The sequence below is a fragment of the Pseudomonas palleroniana genome, assembly GCF_003031675.1.
GTDB classification, from domain to species: Bacteria; Pseudomonadota; Gammaproteobacteria; order Pseudomonadales; family Pseudomonadaceae; genus Aquipseudomonas; species Aquipseudomonas palleroniana.
Map to the genome: position 1 here is coordinate 128,570 of NZ_PYWX01000031.1, position 15,838 is coordinate 144,407.

Sequence of the window (15,838 nt, forward strand, 5' to 3'; positions counted from 1 at the left end):
GGGTGAAGCACCTGTTGCAACAGGTGCTTCATGCAGGAGCAACAGGGAGACACTCGAGTAAATCAGGCAATGCGATCTGGATCGTGTCCCAAACCACATCCAGGTTGATATCGAAGTAGCCGTGGGCGATCCGGTTGCGCATTCCGCGCATGCTGCGCCAAGGAACGTGTGAATGAGCCGCAGCGAATTCCGCATGTTGATCCATGATTTTCGTTGAGGCTTCACCGATGATGATCAAACTCATAACCACCGCTTGCTGGGTACGCCTGTCCTCCAAAAACTCATCTTTGCTCAAGCCTTCGACAAAGCTGATCGCATCAACAGTGGCCTGCCTTATGTGGTCCAGATAATCCCCGAGGCGGTTTGCAGTCATACCGGCCGCGCCTCAGCCAACACCTTCGCGCGAAACTTCAAAGGCAAATCGGCAGGCGTCAGTAGATCCACATTGACCCCTAATAGATCTTCAAGCTCGACTTGCAGCCCACCAAGATCAAATAGTGTGGTCCCCGGCGGCGCATCGACCAGCAAATCAAGGTCGCTCCCTTCTTGGTCGGTACCCAGCAATACAGACCCAAATACCCTTGGGTTTGAAATGCGAAAACGGCCCACCACTTCTCTGACGGCCGCTCGCTTCAGATCCAGCGCGGTTGAAGGTTTCACGGTTCACCCCGGTGACATCCATTATCGGGCAAGTCTAGCAGCGCGGGGCGCGTGTAGACACGTCTGGCTGCTCACATCACTGTCTTCGTTCCGTCACATTGCATTGCTACCGTCCTGCGAAATATCTTGCAACATCTCGCCAGCAAGGACTCCCAGCAATGAGTGACGAGCACGAAGACCGCCCTTCCCCCGATTCCGTAGCCCAACCGCCGGTCGATACCAGCCGCCGGCGCTTCCTGGGGGGCGCGGCGGTGCTGGGGGTGGGCGCGACGTTGAGTGCCTGCGGCAACGCCAACCAGACGCCGGGCAAACCGGTGGAGCGGCCACTGACGCCGCAAGAGCTGGACAAGGCCCTGCACGAGCAGGTGAAAACCGTGGTGGTGATTTATGCCGAGAACCGCAGCTTCAACAATCTGTTTGCGGACTTCCCTGGCGTAGAAAAACCCTTGTCGGCGCTGTCGGCCGCAGACACCCAGCAACGCGACCGCGACGGCAGCCTGCTGAGCACATTGCCACCGGCCTGGGGCGGTGTGTTGCAAGTCGGCCCACAAACGGTGGATGGAGTGACCTATCCCAGTGAAGTGCAATTCCAGGAAAACCTGCCCAACGCACCGTTTGCCCTCAAGGGGCCGAACGCCGAAGACCTGCCGCTGAGCCTGGTCACCCGTGATTTGTGGCACGTGTTCTATCAAAACCAGATGCAGATCAACGGCGGCAAGAACGATAACTTCGTCGCCTGGGCCGATTCCGGTGGTCTGGTAATGGGTTATTACGCCCAGAGCCGTTACTCCCTGCGCCTGTGGGACGTGGCCAAGGAATTTGTACTGTGCGACAACTTCTTCCAGGGAGCATTTGGTGGCTCGTTCCTTAACCACCAGTATCTGATCAGCGCTACCGCGCCGTTTTATCCCAATGCTGCGCAATCGGTCGCCAAGGCCCAGATCGCCACGCTGCAAAGCGATGACCCGACCGACACTCGTCTCAAGCCGTTGGACAAGTCCCCCGCCAGCGCCATGACCGGCCCGCCGCAGTTCGGCCCTAGCGCACTGACCCCGGATGGTTACGGCGTGAATACCTTGGCGCCGCCCTACTGGCCGACCTGGATTCGCGACCCGCAAAACCCGGACTACGCCAAGGCCGATCTGCCCAACGTACTGGTACCGCAGACCCACGAACACATCGGCGACAAGTTGTCGAAGAAGAACGTCGACTGGGCCTGGTATGCCGGCGCATGGCAAGCGACCCTGGACCAGTTCAAGGATTCGGGCGGCATCCCGAAGATCCCGAACTTCCAGTACCACCACCAACCATTCAACTATTTCAAGCAACAAGGTCCGGAAAATCGCGCTGAACGCGACAAACGCCTGCGCGACGGCGGATTGGGCGATGAGGCCAGCACCAACAAATTCTTCGCCGACGCCCAGGCCGGCAAGCTGCCCGCCGTGACCTTCTACAAGCCCCAGGGCAACCTGAACATGCACGCCGGTTACGCCGACGTGGCATCGGGTGATCGCCACATCGCCCGCGCCTTGAAAGTCCTGCAGGAAAGCCCGCAGTGGAAAAACATGGTCGTGGTGGTCACCGTGGATGAAAACGGCGGCTGGTGGGACCACGTTGCTCCGCCCAAGGGCGACCGTTGGGGCCCGGGCAGCCGGGTGCCGGCGCTGGTGGTGTCGCCATTTGCCCGTAAAGGCACGGTTGACCATACGGTGTACGACACAGCATCGATCCTGCGCTTGATCACCCGGGTGTTCCAGTTGGAGAAACTGGACGGTCTCAAGCAACGGGATGACGCGATGATCGCCCGTGGCCAGAAGCCCATGGGCGACTTGAGCAACGCATTGCAGTTCAATGTGTAGGTTTTCTTATCCAATAGCGACACACCGGGCGATTTAACACGCAGTTTTGCTGGTCAGCCGCTACTGTGTGGGGGTGGGCTTTCACCCCGCGCAGACGGGCTTTCGCTGACAAGGAATCAAGCATGTTCAAACCGACCCGGTTGTCTTTTGCCCTGGCCGCACTCTTGGGGAGTGCGGCCGTCCAGGCTGATATCGAAGTGCCGCTAGGCAGTACGCAGCGCGTCACCCAGTTGTTCGCTTTCCCCAATAATTGCAACGTGATCTGCTTTCGGCCCTGGTCGCTGGAACAGACCGTCGAGCACTACTTGAACCAGAGCCTGCAGCGTGATGGCTACAACCGTGCCAAGGTCAGCGTGAAGACCCACGAGGGCCAGCTCTCGGCGACCTTCAGCGGCGTGCCTGACAACTACGGCCAGCCTTTGAGCAAATTGCTCGACACCGCCGACCTGGCTTACCAAGGCGCCAGCAAGCTCAACAGCGACGGTAAGTGGGCGTACAACTGGTACCTGTTCCTGCCGTTGGGCATGGCCCTGGAAAACCGCAAGAGCATTGAGCTGCTGCACTTCCCACCGGACTACTCACTGACCCAGGCCCAGGACTACCTGGAATCGGCCACGACCGACCGTTGGGCGACCTTGCTCACCGACAACGGTATCCCGGCCACAGAAACGCCTGCGTACCAGACGATCATCGATATCGCTCCCGTCGCTGCACCGTCTAACGCGGGCAAGGATCTGGAAGGCGTCTACAGCTATTTCAATGTCTACCAGACACGCATGGTCCAGGAGCTGAGCCTGACGCCAAGTGGCTCCTTGCCGATGGTCGCGTTCGGCGCACCGGTGCGCAATTGGATCAAGCAGCAATACGGCCAGACCGTCGGTGTGCTGGGCCTGGCGCAGATCAGCCCGGCCGCCGGCAAAACAGTGTCGGTGCTGGGCTCCAACCATCCCAGTTACATCTGGTATGCGGCTGACCCGGCCACCTATGACGGTAACGAGCAAAAAGCCGATGAAGCGGGCTTGAAAGTCATGGGGCAGGATTTGAGCGCCGCCTGCTGGCAAGCGGGGATGGGGCAGAAACCGGCCGGCGATCCCAATGTGTTGCTTAAAGCGTGCATGAACACCTGGCAAGTCACGCGCAAGGAGCAGACCTGTGAGCTGTTCTACACCTCGGTGCGCAACCTGACACCGGAGCAAGCCAATGCCAAATGCGCCACGCCGGTCATCAAGGCCCAGCTCAAACAACTGAAAACCGCTGCTCCAATCCCCACCCTCGCAGCCCCAGCGTTGTAAATCACGCAAAAAACCCGGGTTTCTACTGTCAGATTTGACAGTAGAAACCGGATCCAACTTCGACGATTCTTGAGCAGCCCCCATCAGCTGCGAGACTGGTAGTCAGACAACATCAGCAAGTCGATGCAGCCTAACCCAGGAGAGTCATGAAAACTCATGCCATGGATAAGGCCAAAGCGTCTGTAAATGACTGCCTTTACCCCTTCAAGACACTGCTTGTTGAACAGGGTTACCCTTCGACCAAGCAATTCAAGGTTTTGCACGACATTGAGGGTGTCGGCGCCGGGGTCAAGGCCCGCGTAGCCTTCGACGCCCGCGTGCGCATCGCCAAAGTCTCCGGCTACGCGGTCAGCGAGCGACGCCTGCATACCTTGCAGTTGTCGTCACGCATCCACTTGTACGACCGCTGGTTCGCCGGTTTATTGATGCACTCGTGCAACCCGAACGTGTTTTTCGACACCACCTACCTGGAGGTGTGGACCGTGCAGCCCTTGCGCGCCGGCACAATCCTGAGCATGGATTACGCGAGCACCGAGGACGTGTTGTTCCGGCAGTTCGCTTGCCAATGTGGCGAGCTGAACTGCCGAGGGTGGATCACCGGCAGCCAGGAGCCGCTGAACGCCGAAGGCCAGGCGTTCATGCAGCAGTGGCGGATGCGCAAAAGCCCTTAGGCTTCACCCAGTGGGCGCAAGCGATACTGTGGCGGCAACTGCTCAAAGCCACTGATGGTGGTGTTCAAGCTCTTCCAGCGCCCATCCTTGATGCCGTAGATGCAGCCATGGATCGACAGGCTCTGCCCACGGTGCCAGGCGTTTTGCACAATGCTGGTGTGGCCGACATTGGCCACCTGCTGAATCACGTTCAACTCGCAGAGGCGGTCGACGCGTTCTTCTTCGGTGGGCAATTGGGCCAGCAGGTCGCGGTTCTCGTAATAGAGGTCGCGAATCGTGCGCAGCCAGCCGTCGATCAGGCCGAACTGGCGGTCTTGCATCGAGGCACGCACGCCGCCGCAGCCATAGTGACCGGTCACCAGAATATGTTTGACCTTGAGCACGTCGACCGCGTACTGGATCACCGACAAGCAGTTGAGGTCGGTGTGCAGCACCACGTTGGCCACGTTGCGGTGCACGAACAGATCACCCGGCAGCATGCCGACGATCTCGTTAGCCGGTACGCGGGCATCGGAGCAGCCGATCCAGAGGTATTCCGGCGTCTGCTGGCGGGCGAGCTTGGCGAAGAATTCGGGATCTTCCTGTTTGATCGCGTCCGCCCAGCGTTCGTTGTTATCAAGTAAGTCTTGTAGTTCGTTCATCAGGGAAAGCCTCAGGAATGGTGCGCAGTTTTGTGACTGACAACCCGTCGTCCGGGTCACGCTGAGTGCTAATTAGCTTGAATCTTTAGGCTGCCGCGCCTGTCCACACACTATAAGCCCCACAGTATGAGGATTGGCCATGACCGAATCACGACGCCCCTACGGCGCCACGCAGCCCGAACCGATTGATGACAACGAAGATCGCATGGGCTCGATGCGCGAGCTGGATTTTGACGAAGAGGAACCGACGGCGCAGATAGGTGAAGAGATCCCCCCGCGTGAGCGCGAGCACCTGATACCCGCTGAACGGGCGCGGGAGGCCGGCATGACCGGGGCTTCGACGGCCGATCATGAGGCGACCGACGATGACATGAGCCCGGAAACCCTGATCCATGAAGACGGTGCGCGGGATGCTCGAGAAGCTGGCGATGGCGACGCTGCCGATTATGACCTGAGCATTGTCGATGAAGACGAGATTGGCGGCGGCAATGGATTGGATGAGGCCGAGTTGGCCGACATCGACCCGGTAGACGGTAGCCGCTGACACACCACCGCAGCTGGATGTGGGAGCAAGCCGCTCCCACACGAGGCCTGCGCCCTAGTCGACGAGGGTGCAGGCCATCACGACGGCATCTTCGCGGCCACCCACGGCGGGGTAGTAATCGCGCCGACGCCCGATTTCGTTGAAGCCGTAGCGCTCATACAAGCGGAACGCGCTGGTATTGCTGTCGCGCACTTCGAGGAAGCACTCGCGAGCGTTGGCGGCGTAGGCGCGGGACATCAGGTGTTCCAACAACGCCAAGCCCAGGCCGCGGCCCTGGTTTTCCGGCTTGACGGTGATATTCAGCAAATGCGCTTCATCGAGGATGATCTGTACAACGCCGTGGCCGACTTGTTGCTCGCCTTCGAACATCAGCCAGATCTGGTACTTGCCCAAGCCATCAAGGAAAATCCCGCGGGTCCACGGATGGCTGAACGCCGCATATTCGATTTTCAGCACCGCGTCGAGGTCAGCCTCGGTCATCGGGCGGAAGGATAAAGCCTCACTCATCAGTCGTTTTCCAGCGCGCCATCAGCCGGCGCATGGCTTGCCAGACATCAGCCTTACGCTGTGGCTCTTCCATTAATAATTCCAGGCCCGGCAGGGCCCAGACCAGGCCCAGGCCCTCGACCTGCAGTTCACGGTACCAGGCTTCGGCATTGGCCTCGCCGGCGAAACGCACGGCGGGCAGGCCGATCAGCCACAGGCATGCACAGGGTTCGTCTTCCAGGCGCGCCGACACAAAGCCTTGCACAAAATCCCGCGCCGCTTCCGGGCCCTGGTCCATGGTGCCGCGTACCAGCAGCGGCCAGCGCACCGGGTCGCCGACGATTTGCGGGCTGTCGGGCAGGCCGGCGGCGCGCAGCATGTCCTTGAGCAGCATATAGGCCGGGTCGCGGGTCTGGAAACGCTCGCCAGTGGGCAGTTCCACCAGCAACAGGCAACGGCCGGCGCGCAGTAATTGCAGGGCGAAGCGCGGTGGCGGCACTACCGGCGCCTTGACCACCGGCGCAGTCTCTTCAGCCACCACCGGCTTGGTCACGGGCGATGGGCGCGGTACTTCGATCTTCGCTCGCTCGACCACAGGGCGCGTTTGGGCTACGGGGTTGACCACCGCCACGGGCGCTGCGGCCTCTTCGCCCGATGACTCGAACGCCTCATAGGGTTCAAGCGCCTGCAACAGCTCAGGCCGCGACGGCGCGGCAAACGGCAGTTCGGTGCGGGGCAGCCAGTTGACCACCTGCATGGCGGTCAAGTAAGCGCGACGTCGGGACTCGATAAGCACAGCTCGGCCACTTGTGGATAAGTAAAGAGCGGGGATTCTACCGCTGTTCGGCAACAATCGCCCACTGCGCACTGACCGGCTGTGGATAAATCCCGCGCCTGATGCAGTACAATCGCGACTTTTAATCGCCAACCAGCCGGCCATTCCCATGATCGAACCCAAGCGCGTCCTACGCGCCCTCGCCGAACACTGGGCCTTACTGGAGCCACTGTGTGAACACTTCGACCAAGGCACCTTGAGCCTGGGCGAGCTGCGCGCACAATTGGCCGCCCAACAACTGGACAGCACGCCCCAGGACATCACCAACCTGCTGGACGTATGGATTCGCCTGGATATCCTGGTGCCTGTCGCCAAGAGCCCGAACCGTTTCGAGCTCAATGCGCAGATCCATGACTTCCTGGCTTATCTTCGCAAGGAGCACCGGCTTGGCCTGTGCCTGGAAATCGAAGCCTACCTGCGCCATCTGGAACGCTTGGCAGGCTACATCCAAGATGCGTTCGATATCCGTGACGGCCACGACCTGGCCCGTCAACTGCGCCTGCTCGACATGCGTGTGCGTGACGTGCTGAAAAAGCTCGCCAACGACGAACAGGCCCTCGCCGCAGTGGCCGACCGCGCCAAGACCAGTGACCGGCAGATACCGCTGCGCCAGCGTTACGCCGAGGTATTGGCGACCTGGGATGAATACGTCGAACCGATGATCCAACTGGTGAACGCCGATGGCGCCTTCGAACAGGGCGTGCGCAAGGTCGAGAATGTGCTGCTGCGCCTGCTCACCGAGCAACAGCGCCTGGGTCACCTGGTGGACGACGACATGCTGCTGCGCACCCACGCGCGCATTCTTGAAATGCAGACCAGTGCCCAGCTGACCTTGCGTCATGCGCGCGAACTGCTGTTGCCGCTGCGTGAAGAAGCCCGTCGGCACAACGCCGTGACCCGAGGCGCGGCGCTGGCCTTGTCGGCGATTCGCCGCAAAGGGCTGGACGCGGTGCCGCAAGCGGCGTTGCCCATGTTTACCCGGCCGCAAAGCACCTTTCTCGGCAGTGCGAGCCAGGTGGAAGCCTATGTGTACGCCCTGGCGAATTTCGAGCCGAAACCGGCACGCTTCCCCAAGGCGCACAAATCCCACAGAGGCGAAGCCCAACGCGCGCCGCGCACGGTCAAGGAAATGCTCGAACGCTGCGAAGACGCGCTGCCGATGCCGGACCTGATGACCTGGCTGCTGGAACAGGAACCGGACGGTGCCACCGATGAGTTGCTGTACTGGTTCTCGCGCCTCTCGCGGGAAAAACGTTTCAAGCGCGAACGCCTGGAACGCCGCGATTACCACACACACGAGCACCAGGTCAGCCTGCGCTCATTCGCCCTGCTCCCGGCCACGCCTGACGCCGCCGAGAATTCTGCGAGCACGCCTTATGCATCTTGATCTATCCGAACTGTCCCAGCTGGCGCCGATTTTTCGCGAGCTGTTCAAGGGTTACCACGTCAGCCGCCGCGACCCTGAACTGTATGCACAATTGTCAAACTTCCAGGACCAGTACCGCACGCTGTTCAAGGCCCTGGGCTTTGAATTGGTATGCGACACCCGGGGTTTCTACTATTTCGTGCCGGACACCGCCGTGGCCGCCGCGCAAGTGAACAAGACCGCGCAGCGCCTGGCGTTGTTCACCTTCATCATCGTCGAACATCTGGCCGACCAGGGCCGCGACCCGATCGCCGTGCTGGACGGTGGCAGCCTGGGCCGCGATGAGCTGCCGTCGTTGCTGGAGAAGTACCGCGACCTGTTTATCCAGGCCGAAGTGCAGACCCAGGAAGAACTCGAAGAGAAAATCATGCGCCGCATGACCCAACTGGGTTTTGCCAGCGAAGACAACGGCGTGTACCGCTTCCTGCCGCCGATGCACCGTTTCCTTGATGTGTGCCTGTCGGTACAGCAGGATCGCGACCTGGCCGCCAGCATCCACAGCGTGTTGCCATTGCCGGCACCGGTGATCATCGACGAAGACAGCGATGAAAAACTGCTGGAAACCGATGACCCGCTGGACCTCAGTGACTTTACCGAAGAAAGCGAAGAAGACGCCCTGGCTCGTGCCATTGCAGAAGAACAGGAGACCGACGCATGAGCAAGGAACGCTACGGCATCCGCCGTTTCGCCCTATTGAACACCGCCGGCTACAGCCTGGGCTTGTTCCCACTGGAAGAACCGCTGTCGGTCTATGGCGCCAACAACCTGGGCAAATCCGCGTCGATCAACGCCTTGCAGTTCCCGATCCTGGCGCGCATGTCGGACATGAGTTTCGGCAAGTACACCCTGGAACAATCGCGGCGCTTCTACTTCGCCAGTGACACCAGCTACATCCTCGTGGAAGTCTCCCTGCCTCACGGCCCCCACGTGATCGGTGTGGTCGGACGTGGCCCGGGGGGCGGTTTCGGCCACCAGTTCTTTGCCTATGCCGGCAAGCTGGACCTGGCCCATTACCAGAAAAACGATACCTGCCTGCGCCAGAAAGAGCTGTTCACCAACCTTGAGCGCGAAGGCCTGAAAGCCTATGAGCTCAAGCCCGATGAACTGCGTCGCCTGCTGGTGGGCGGCCATACGTCGATCCCACTGGACCTGACCCTGATTCCGCTACGCTCCACCAGCGAGCAGAGCCTGAAGACGTTCCGGGCACTGTTTATCAACCTGCTGCACATGCGCGAAATCACCGCGGCCAAGCTCAAGCAATTGTTCCTCGACGCGTTCGAACACAGCCTGCGTTCCGGCAGTGTCGATTACATCGCTGCATGCGAAGAGGCCTTCCGTGATGTACGACGCATGGAACAGGACTACAACTCGCTGGTGGCCGCCGGGCCTTTGGTCGAGGCGCTGTCCAATGGTGTGAAGCAGCGCGATATCCTGCGCGGCAAACTGCATCGCCTGTCGCCGTTGCTGGATTCGTTGCTGGGCACTTGGTCGGATTACGCCAGTGCGCGCAAGGAAGAACTGACGATCCAGGCCGAGCACTACCGCAACGAGCAGGACGCACTGCAGAACGACCAGCGCGGCGGCACCCAGGAGCTGATGCGCCTGGAGCGGGAGATCAGCGGTATTCAGCGCTGGTTGGGCGAGTTGTCGGTGCTCAAGCATCGCTTTGCCTTGGTCAATGACGTCAAGGTGCTGGAGCAGCAACTGCTGGCGGCCAAGGATGCCCACGATGAATTGGCCGGTGCCCTGGCGCAGTCGCGACAATTCAGCGCCGAGGATCTGGACGAGCGTCTGCGGGATCTGGAAAAACGCTTGAAGTCGGTCAGGCAGCAGCTCGACCACGCAGACAACAACAGCTACGCCAAACTGCGTGAAGAGTTCTCGCAGCAGGATGTCGAACGTCTGATGCGCCTGTTCAACAGTTCGCTGTTCAGCCTGCCATTGGGTGAGCACGGCATCACGCTGGACGAGGACGGCCAGTGGGTCAAATCCCTGGAGCAGATCCTCGACGGCTTCAAGGGCGAGCGCTTCGAAGTGCCGGGGCTGTCCATCGACATCTCCCACATCGAGCCACCGGCGTTGCAAGCCTTGGCGGATCGCGCAGCACTGCGCGACCAGAAAGAACGCCTTGAAAAAGAACTCAAGCAGCTCAAGACGCAACAGGCGGTCGCTGCTGACCGCGCGGCGAGCAAGACCCAGACCGAAGCGCTGTACCAGCAAGTGCTGGATGCGCAAAAGGCCTTGGAAGACTTCCGCCGTACGCAAACCCTGAGTGCCGAAGAAGGCGAAAAACTGGAAAGCCTGGCGCAGATGGAAGCCGCCCAGGATGAGTTGAAGCGCTCCAGCGATGCCTTCACCGAGCGCGTTCAGCAATTGTCGGCCAAGTTGCAACTGGTCGGCCGTCAGATCGCGGATATGGAAGCCAAGCAGCGTACGCTGGATGACGCCTTGCGCCGTCGCCAACTGCTGCCGGCGGACTTGCCGTTCGGCACGCCGTTCATGGACCCGGTCGACGACTCCATGGACAACCTGCTGCCACTGCTCAATGACTACCAGGACAGCTGGCAAGGTTTGCTGCGCGCCGATGGCCAGATCGAAGCGTTGTATGCGCAGGTACGCCTCAAGGGCGTGGCCAAGTTCGACAGCGAAGATGACGTAGAACGCCGCCTGCAACTGTTGATCAACGCCTATGCGCACCGTACCGACGAAGCCCTGACACTGGGCAAGGCGCGCCGTGCGGCGGTCACCGATATCGCACGTACCCTGCGCAATATCCGTAGTGACTACGACAGCCTGGAACACCAGTTGGCCTTGTTCAACCGCGAGATCAACAAGCGTCAGGTGTCCAACCTGCAGAGCTTTCGCATCGTGTTGGCGCCGAACAAGGAGGCGCTCAAGCATATCGACCAGATCATCCACAGTGCCGGTCAGTATGAAGAAGGCGAAACCTTGTCGGTGTTCGACCTCAGCCAGAGCGCCGAGCAGGACAACAAGAACGAAGAGGCCAAGGAATACCTGGCACGCCTGGTAGCCGCCAACCATAACCAGCTGGGCCTCAAGGACTTGTTCGAGCTGGCGTTCGAGATCACCAAGGTGCACGGCCAACCGGTGATTCACACCGACATCGACGGCGCGGCGTCCAACGGCACCACCATGACCATCAAGGCGCTGACCAACATGTACTTGTTGCTGCACTTGATGGACCGCGACCAGGCCGGGCGCGTGCGCTTGCCGTACTACCTGGACGAGGCAGCGGACATCGACGAGAAGAACCAGGCCGCGCTGCTGGAAACCAGCTTGCAGCTGGGCTTCGTACCGATCCTGGCGAGTGTGAAGCCGCAGGTGTCCGCCCAGGTGGCGATTGACCTTGAAGGCGGCAGCGGGCCGAACGGCATCTACATCGATGAAGCGGACTGGAAGTACATCCGTCGTCACGATGTGGTGAAGGCAACGATGAACGTGCAGGCGGACGAGCCGGAGTTGGATGAGGTTTAATCCACTGCGCTGAAACGCAAAAGGCCGCGATCTGATGGATCGCGGCCTTTTTTATGGTTTTGAGTAGCGTGGAGCCCTTGGAGGCCTCTTCGCGAGCAAGCCCGCTCCCACAGTTGACCGAGTATTCCCTGTAGGAATGCGGGCGAATGTGGGAGCGGGCTTGCTCGCGAAAGGCAGCGCCTCGGTCTACTTGCCCAGAGGAATCTTAGGCGCCCAGGTCAGCCATTCGTCTTCGAACTTGTCGAACAGCGCAAAGGTTTGTTGAGGCCGGGCGGCATTGCCCATGCGCTCGCCGTCTGGCGTGGCAAAGGCGATACCACCGGCAACCAAGGTCTCCAGGGACTCGGTGCGCACTGTTGCACCTTTGAACAGCCCGAAGTCGACCCCGAAGCCGCTAGTGTTCCAGAAGCGGCTGCCACTACGTACCAGTGGCGCGTACTTGGGCTCGATCAGGATATGGATCAGGACACGGTCCGCAGTCTGGCCCAACTCGTAACCCGTGACCTTGCCGACGGTGACTTCGCGATAGGTGACCGGCACACCTTCTTTCAACGAACCACGGCGTGCGGCGCTGAGTGTCAGGCTCAGGCCAGCCTCCTGGTGGGCGGTTTCAGGAGGCTGGTCCAGCGCGACGAAACTCTTCTGCGCAGTGGCGTTTTTCGTCGCCGGCTGCACTTCGATGTATTGGCCGGTGACCAGGGTTTCCAGGTTCGACGTTTTCATCAGGCCCAGCTCAGGCTTGACCACCCAGAACTGGCTGCCTGCGCGCGCGATCCGATCGGCCACTTGGGTGATACGTGCGCTGAGCAATACCGATTGCATGTCGGCACTCAGGTCAACGCTCTCGATCTTGCCCACATCCAGCCCCTTGAAACGTACCGGTGTGCCCGGGCGCAGTCCATCGGCGCGATCAACCCTGATGGTCACCAGGGTGCCATGCTGATTGGCCGCGTCACGGTCAGCAAACAGGCGGAAACGTGGAATGCGCCTTTTCAGGGGTACGTTGGGCTCCGGGGTTTCGAAAGCAATACCGCCAGCCATCAGGCTGGCCAGCGACTCACTCTTGACCTGGATGCCGCCGGTCAGACCGCCAGTCAGGGTGACGCCGCTGGCATTCCAGAAGCGCGTCGAACCGTTGACCAGGTTTTCGTATTCCTTCTCGATGTGAACGCCGATCACAAGCTGCTTGTTCTTGCGGGAGAACTGGTAGCTCTGCACCGAGCCGACTTTGACTTGTTTGTAGAGGATCGGACTGCCCACATCCAGGGAGCCGAGGCTATCGGTGAGCAGCACCATGTGCAGGCCTGGGGAGCGCAGGTCCAACGGCGGAGCTTTGGCACGGGCAGTGAACTCACGCTGTGGCGCGCCGCCTTTATCGCCAGGTCGGATGGCGATGTAGTTACCTTTGACCAAGGCTTCCAGACCAGTGATGCCCGCCAGTGAGATGGACGGCTTGACGACCCAGAACTGGGTGTCCTGCACCAGGTATTCCTCAGCGAGCGGATCGAGGGTCAGTTCAGCGTTCGCACTGGAGAGGCTTGGGTCGATCTTCAGGGTTTTCAGGCTACCGACCTGGATACCTTTGTACATGACGGGGGTGCGTCCAGCCTGCAAACCTTCGAAATCGGTCAGTTTGACCTTGACCCTGATACCGGCCGCGGCCGCATCAAAATCCTCATACAGACGGAAGGGCAGGCTCGGGTCGGTCGGCGGACTGTCCTTGCGATTCTCCGGCGTGGCGAAGGCGATACCGCCGGCAACGATGCTGGAGAGGGATTCGCTGCGCACCTTTACGCCGGAGAGGTTGGCGTCGATGCTGATACCACTGGCGTTCCAGAACCGCGTATGTTTGCGCACCAGGTGGGCGTAGGTCGGTTCGATATAGACCTTGATCTCGACGGTGCTCTGGTCTTCGGAGAGCAGGTAGCTTTTGACCTGGCCAACCTGGATCTGCTTGTAGAACACCGGGCTGCCACGATTCAGCGAGCCGAGTCGATCGGCCTTGAGGGTCAAGTGCAAACCGGGCTTGGCGTCAGATAACGGTGGCTCTTCAGACAGCGCCTTGAATTTGCGGGTGGGTTCACCATCACCTGGACTGGCAGCGATGTAGTTACCTGAGACCAGGGTTTCAAGGCCGGTGATACCCGCAAGACTGACGCTGGGTTTGACCAGCCAGAAACGCGTGTTGGTCTTGAGATACTGCTCAACGTCTTTGTTCATTTCGATGGTAGCGATCACACCCCGATTGCTGCCTTCGTCATCCAGAGCCATGGCTTTGACCTTACCCACGGTCATGCCTTTGTAGACCACTTCGGTCTTGTTGACCTGAATACCTTCGCCGCTTTCAAAACGGACTTGGATCTCAATGCCCTGTTGGTTATAGGCACGCCATCCCAACCAGCCACCGATGATCAGGGCAATCAGGGGCAACACCCAAATGGCCGACCAGTTGGAGGCTGGGCGGGTTTTAGCTTTAGGCAAATCACTCATGGTCGTCGTCCGACTCCGTGTTATCCCAAATCAGTCGGGGATCAAAAGTTACTGCGGCAAGCATCGTCAAGATCACCACACTGGCGAACGCTGCAGCGCCGAGGTCAGCCTCGACACTGGCAAGCCGGCCAAAGTTTACAACCGCCACCAGGATGGCGATCACGAAGATATCCAACATGGACCAGCGGCCAATGAATTCGATGAAGCGGTACATGATAATGCGTTGTTGCGCGGACAGCGGTTGATGGCGCTGCACCGAAAACAGTAACAGACCGATACCCACCAACTTGAATGTGGGCACCAGGATACTGGCGATGAACACCACGGCCGCAATGGGGTACATACCGTGCTGCACCAGCTGGATCACGCCGGCCATGATGGTGCTGGGGTCGCCCTGGCCGAGGGTATTGATGGTCATGATCGGCAATAGGTTCGCGGGGATGTACAGGATCGCCGCAGTCATCAGCAATGCCCATGTGCGCGCCAGGCTGTTGGGGCGACGGGCATGGATAAGCGCACCGCAACGCGTGCACAGCTGCTCATCGGTGTCCGGGTCTTGCTTGTTCAGTTCGTGGCATTCGGTACAAATCAGAATACCTGCATCAATCGCTCGCATGATCATCCTCTCCAGACAGCGCCTGCCAGATCTGATGGGGCGACATCACCACCTCAAGCAGCACTTGAACGATTAATAGACTGACAAAACAGACGAGCCCCAGGCCGACTGTGATGGAGGCCATGTCAGCGAGTTTGACGATCGCCACAAGCACGCCCATCAAGTAGACCTCCAACATCCCCCAATCTTTCAGATGATGGTAAATGCGGTAGAGCAACAACCCATAGCTGCGGCCGACCTTCCAGCGGATGCTGAGCAGCACGGCCAACTGGCAGAGCAATTTGAGCAGGGGAATGCCCATGCTGCACAGGAACACCACCACCGCGACGCCTTGCATGCCGGTATCAAACAAACCGACGACGCCAGTCCAGACGGTATCTTCGGAGGATTGCCCGAGTAGATTGAGCTGCATGATAGGTAAAAAGTTCGCGGGGATGTAAAGCAATAGCGCGGCAATTACCAAGGCAAGGCTTCGCTCCACGACATTGTGGCGATGAGCGTACAACTCGTATCCGCAGCGTGGGCATTGGGCCTTCTCACCGATGGCGAGTACCGGTTTACGCATCAGCAAGTCGCACTCATGGCATGCCACCAGATCGTCCAGCGGTAAATCCGACACCTCAAGGGTATCAACCGGATCGGGCATAGTAGGGCTCAGACTCTAAAAATGGTTAGGTGCCTATTCTAGTGGCCTGGTTCAGAAATAACTGTGCAAATTTGTCGGGGAGTGCCGGTGAATTTTCGATCGCCCAAAACAAAACCCCATCTGCTTTCGCAAATGGGGTTTCGGAATTTAATCTTGACGATGACCTACTCTCACATG

At 59.8% G+C, this 15,838-nt stretch carries 15 protein-coding genes; 7 read left to right on the plus strand and 8 right to left on the minus strand.

Features of this window, described 5'->3' with window-relative positions; genetic code table 11:
* Positions 1–28: 28 nt before the first annotated feature.
* Together C9383_RS11320 and C9383_RS11325 are read right to left on the minus strand one after the other, a co-directional pair.
* Complete coding sequence (locus C9383_RS11320; RefSeq protein WP_090366972.1) at positions 29–373, minus strand: HepT-like ribonuclease domain-containing protein; 345 nt, start codon at positions 371–373, stop codon at positions 29–31.
* The gene (locus tag C9383_RS11325) at positions 370–660 is read right to left on the minus strand and encodes a nucleotidyltransferase family protein (RefSeq protein WP_053134104.1); all 291 of its coding nucleotides are present in this window, start codon (positions 658–660) and stop codon (positions 370–372) included. The genes C9383_RS11320 and C9383_RS11325 overlap by 4 nt, the downstream gene beginning before the upstream one ends.
* 158 nt (positions 661–818) lie before the next feature.
* On the opposite strand from C9383_RS11325, the gene C9383_RS11330 reads away from it, so the two are divergent.
* From C9383_RS11330 to C9383_RS11340, 3 genes are all read left to right on the plus strand, one after another.
* On the plus strand, positions 819–2,519 hold the full coding sequence (locus C9383_RS11330; protein ID WP_090366974.1) for an acid phosphatase: 1,701 nt from the start codon (positions 819–821) through the stop codon (positions 2,517–2,519).
* A 122-nt stretch (positions 2,520–2,641) separates the two neighbouring features.
* A complete protein-coding gene (locus tag C9383_RS11335) occupies positions 2,642–3,811 on the plus strand; it encodes a hypothetical protein (protein WP_090366976.1) in 1,170 nt (389 codons plus the stop codon).
* A 146-nt stretch (positions 3,812–3,957) separates the two neighbouring features.
* Positions 3,958–4,482 (plus strand): SET domain-containing protein-lysine N-methyltransferase, encoded by a 525-nt coding sequence (locus C9383_RS11340; RefSeq protein WP_090366978.1) that lies wholly within the window; start codon positions 3,958–3,960, stop codon positions 4,480–4,482.
* Here C9383_RS11340 and can read toward each other — a convergent pair.
* Positions 4,479–5,123, minus strand: coding sequence for a carbonate dehydratase (can, locus tag C9383_RS11345; RefSeq protein ID WP_010213394.1), 645 nt, complete (start codon positions 5,121–5,123; stop codon positions 4,479–4,481). The genes C9383_RS11340 and can overlap by 4 nt on opposite strands.
* Before the next feature lie 139 nt (positions 5,124–5,262).
* Here can and C9383_RS11350 point away from each other — a divergent pair, with 139 nt between their 5' ends.
* Positions 5,263–5,667 carry a hypothetical protein gene (locus tag C9383_RS11350; RefSeq protein ID WP_060754763.1) on the plus strand — a complete coding sequence of 135 codons (405 nt, stop codon included), beginning with the start codon at positions 5,263–5,265 and terminating at the stop codon, positions 5,665–5,667.
* Positions 5,668–5,721: 54 nt separating this feature from the next.
* Here the strand turns inward: C9383_RS11350 and rimI are convergent, their stop codons facing one another.
* Together rimI and C9383_RS11360 are read right to left on the minus strand one after the other, a co-directional pair.
* Positions 5,722–6,174, minus strand: a complete 453-nt coding sequence (rimI, locus tag C9383_RS11355; RefSeq protein WP_090366980.1) for a ribosomal protein S18-alanine N-acetyltransferase — start codon at positions 6,172–6,174, stop codon at positions 5,722–5,724.
* A complete protein-coding gene (locus tag C9383_RS11360; protein WP_090366982.1) occupies positions 6,167–6,910 on the minus strand; it encodes an energy transducer TonB in 744 nt (247 codons plus the stop codon). Before C9383_RS11360 ends, rimI begins: the two co-directional genes overlap by 8 nt.
* Before the next feature lie 187 nt (positions 6,911–7,097).
* Here C9383_RS11360 and mksB point away from each other — a divergent pair, with 187 nt between their 5' ends.
* Genes mksB through mksF form a run of 3 tightly spaced genes read left to right on the plus strand, consistent with a single transcriptional unit; the run spans position 7,098 to position 11,909 of the window.
* A complete protein-coding gene (gene mksB, locus C9383_RS11365; protein ID WP_060754760.1) occupies positions 7,098–8,375 on the plus strand; it encodes an Mks condensin complex protein MksB in 1,278 nt (425 codons plus the stop codon).
* Entirely contained in the window at positions 8,365–9,072 is a 708-nt protein-coding gene (mksE, locus tag C9383_RS11370) for an Mks condensin complex protein MksE (protein WP_060754759.1), read from the plus strand. Before mksB ends, mksE begins: the two co-directional genes overlap by 11 nt.
* Positions 9,069–11,909, plus strand: coding sequence for an Mks condensin complex protein MksF (mksF, locus tag C9383_RS11375; RefSeq protein WP_060754758.1), 2,841 nt, complete (start codon positions 9,069–9,071; stop codon positions 11,907–11,909). Before mksE ends, mksF begins: the two co-directional genes overlap by 4 nt.
* A gap of 186 nt (positions 11,910–12,095) precedes the next feature.
* On the opposite strand, the gene C9383_RS11380 is transcribed toward mksF, so the two are convergent.
* Genes C9383_RS11380 through C9383_RS11390 form a run of 3 tightly spaced genes read right to left on the minus strand, consistent with a single transcriptional unit; the run spans position 12,096 to position 15,661 of the window.
* Positions 12,096–14,399, minus strand: a complete 2,304-nt coding sequence (locus C9383_RS11380; protein WP_090366984.1) for a PqiB family protein — start codon at positions 14,397–14,399, stop codon at positions 12,096–12,098.
* Entirely contained in the window at positions 14,392–15,015 is a 624-nt protein-coding gene (locus C9383_RS11385) for a paraquat-inducible protein A (RefSeq protein ID WP_060754756.1), read from the minus strand. Before C9383_RS11385 ends, C9383_RS11380 begins: the two co-directional genes overlap by 8 nt.
* Positions 15,002–15,661, minus strand: a complete 660-nt coding sequence (locus C9383_RS11390; RefSeq protein WP_060754755.1) for a paraquat-inducible protein A — start codon at positions 15,659–15,661, stop codon at positions 15,002–15,004. Before C9383_RS11390 ends, C9383_RS11385 begins: the two co-directional genes overlap by 14 nt.
* Between the last annotated feature and the right edge of the window lie 177 nt (positions 15,662–15,838).